Source organism: Burkholderia sp. LMG 13014 (genome assembly GCF_905232215.1).
GTDB lineage: Bacteria > Pseudomonadota > Gammaproteobacteria > Burkholderiales > Burkholderiaceae > Burkholderia.
Genome location: NZ_CAJNKE010000725.1, coordinates 1 through 2639, shown reverse-complemented (window position 1 = coordinate 2639; position 2639 = coordinate 1). Strand labels below are relative to the sequence as shown.

Below are 2639 nucleotides of genomic sequence, written 5' to 3'. Positions count from 1 at the left end.
TCGACGAACTCTGGCAGGCGAACATCGCGTCGAACCAGGTGTCGGGCTACCTGTCGTGGGCGCCGGGCGGCGGCCACAACGGCGCGGGCGTGCTGAACGCGCGGCTCGCGAAGCTCGTGATCCCCGACAGCGCGCAGCACGATCTCGTCGGCCGCGCGATGAACCTGCCGACGCCGACCGACCGCCCGATGCCGTCGATCGACCTGATCGTCGACCAGGTCGTCGCGCGCAACCACGACATCGGCCGCCTCGTCGTCAATGCGCGCAATATCGACGAAGCCGGCACGCCGGTCTGGCAGCTCGACAAGCTGGAGCTGTCGAACCCGGCCGCGAAGCTGACGGCGACCGGCAACTGGCGCACGTCGCGCCGTGCGCTGGCCCGCGGCGCCGACGAAAACGACGCGCCGCGCCGCACCGTGTTCGACTTCAAGCTCGACATCGACAACGCGGGCGCGCTGCTCGACCGCGTCGGCCTGCCCCGCACGCTTGCGGACGGCCATGGCACGGTCACGGGCAAGGTCGGCTGGCGCGGCGGCCCGACCGCGCTCGACTTCCCGTCGCTTGGCGGCCAGATCGCGCTCGATCTCGAGCACGGCCAGATCCTCAAGGTCGATCCCGGTGCGGCGAAACTCCTCGGCGTGCTGAGCCTGCAGAGCCTCGCACGCTTCCTGACGCTGAATTTCCGCGACGTGATCGGCAAGGGGCTGCCGTTCGACAAGATCACCGGCACCGGCCAGATCTCGAACGGGATCGCCCGCACCGACGACTTTTCGATGATGACGGGGCCCGCGAACGTCACCGTGCGCGGCGCGGTCGATCTCGGCGCCGAAACGCAGGACCTGCATGCACACGTCGCGCCGAAAATCAGCGCGGGTGCAGCCGCGATCGGCGCGGCCATCATCAACCCGTTGCTCGGCGTCGGCGTGCTGGCCGCGAACTACGCGCTGTCGGAAACGCTGTCACGCGCGTTCGCGCTCGACTACGCGATCACCGGCTCGTGGGCGCACCCGCACATTGAGCGGGTGCAGGGCGATCAGGGTAAGATGAATCACGGTCCGGCCGATGCGGCGAACCACTGAGCCGCGCGCCGAACCGCGCACGGTGCCGGGCCGCACCCCATTTATGACGCAACCGATCCTGCGATGACCGACCCTACCCGTTCCGCCACGCCCTTCCAGGTCGCCGCGCTGCAGATGGTGAGCACGCCGGACGTCACGCGCAATCTCGCCGAAGCGCGCCGCCTGATCGCGGAAGCCGCCGGCGAAGGCGCGCAGCTCGTGCTGCTGCCCGAGTATTTCTGCTTCATGGGCCACCGCGACACCGACAAGCTCGCGCTCGCCGAACCCTACCGGGACGGCCCGATCCAGCACTTCCTCGCAGACGCCGCGTGTCGCCACGGTATCTGGGTGATCGGCGGCACGCTGCCGCTGAAGGCGCCGGAGCCCGATCGCGTGCTGAACACGACGCTCGTGTTCGATCCGTCCGGCAACGAAGCCGCGCGCTACGACAAGATCCACCTGTTCAACTTCGAAAAAGGCGACGAGTCGTTCGACGAGGCGCGCACGATCCGCGCGGGCGATACGGTCGTCGCGTTCGACGCGCCGTTCGGGCGGGTCGGCCTGTCGGTCTGTTACGATCTCCGCTTTCCGGAGCTGTATCGCAGGTTGGGCGACTGCGCGCTGATCGTCGTACCGTCGGCGTTTACGTATACGACGGGCCGCGCGCACTGGGAAATGCTGCTGCGCGCGCGGGCCGTCGAAAACCAGTGCTACGTGCTCGCGGCCGCGCAAGGCGGCAAGCACGAGAACGGCCGGCGCACCTGGGGCCACAGCATGCTGATCGACCCGTGGGGCGAGATCGTCGCGGTTCGCGACGTAGGCGCCAGCGTTGTGCTCGGCGCGATCGATCCGCAACGCATCACCGACGTGCGCCAGAGCCTGCCCGCGTGGCGGCACCGCGTGCTGACCTGAATCCCCCGCGCCGCTTGAAACGCCGCACGGCCAACCCATCTGCCCAGAAGCACCCGACAACTTTTTGAGAAACCCCGATATCCGCATGAACATCATCGAACCCGGCATCCGCAACCTCGCGCTGGCGAAGGACATCCTGCTCACGCCGTATGGCCTCGACGAAAGCCTGCTCACGCGCACGATCGCCGACATCTTCACGCATCGCGTCGACTACGCGGACCTGTACTTCCAGGCGACCCGCAGCGAAGCGTGGAGCCTCGAGGAAGGCATCGTCAAATCGGGCAGCTTCAGCATCGACCAGGGCGTCGGCGTGCGCGCGGTCGCGGGCGACCGCACCGCGTTCGCGTACTCGGACGACCTGTCGCCGGAAGCGATCGCGCAAGCCGCCGCGGCCACCAAGGCGATCGCGGCGGCCGGCGGCGGCCGCCAGAAGATCAAGGCGGCGACGTCGCTGAAGGGCATCTCGGGCCGCGACCTGTACCTGCCGTCCGATCCGCTCGCGTCGCTCGACGCGACGGCCAAGGTCAAGCTGCTCGAGCGTATCGAGCAGATGGCACGCGGCCGCGACCCGCGCATCACGCAGGTGATGGCGGGCCTCGCCGGCGAATACGACGTCGTGCTGGTCGCGCGCAGCGCCCTGTCGCGTATACAAATCTCCGAGCCCACGAG

At 68.7% G+C, this 2639-nt stretch carries 3 protein-coding genes; all 3 read left to right on the top strand.

The genetic code is table 11. The annotated features are described in order from the left end of the window. A partial coding sequence (locus JYJ84_RS33670; protein WP_275890762.1) for a YhdP family protein occupies positions 1-1079 on the top strand: 1079 nt, incomplete at its 5' end. 63 nt (positions 1080-1142) lie between these two features. Continuing rightward, positions 1143-1970: a carbon-nitrogen hydrolase family protein gene (locus tag JYJ84_RS33665; protein WP_175222358.1), complete on the top strand. Its 828-nt coding sequence runs from the start codon at positions 1143-1145 to the stop codon at positions 1968-1970. A gap of 85 nt (positions 1971-2055) precedes the next feature. Beyond that, positions 2056-2639: PmbA/TldA family metallopeptidase (locus tag JYJ84_RS33660; RefSeq protein WP_275890761.1), on the top strand; the 584-nt coding region annotated here is incomplete at its 3' end.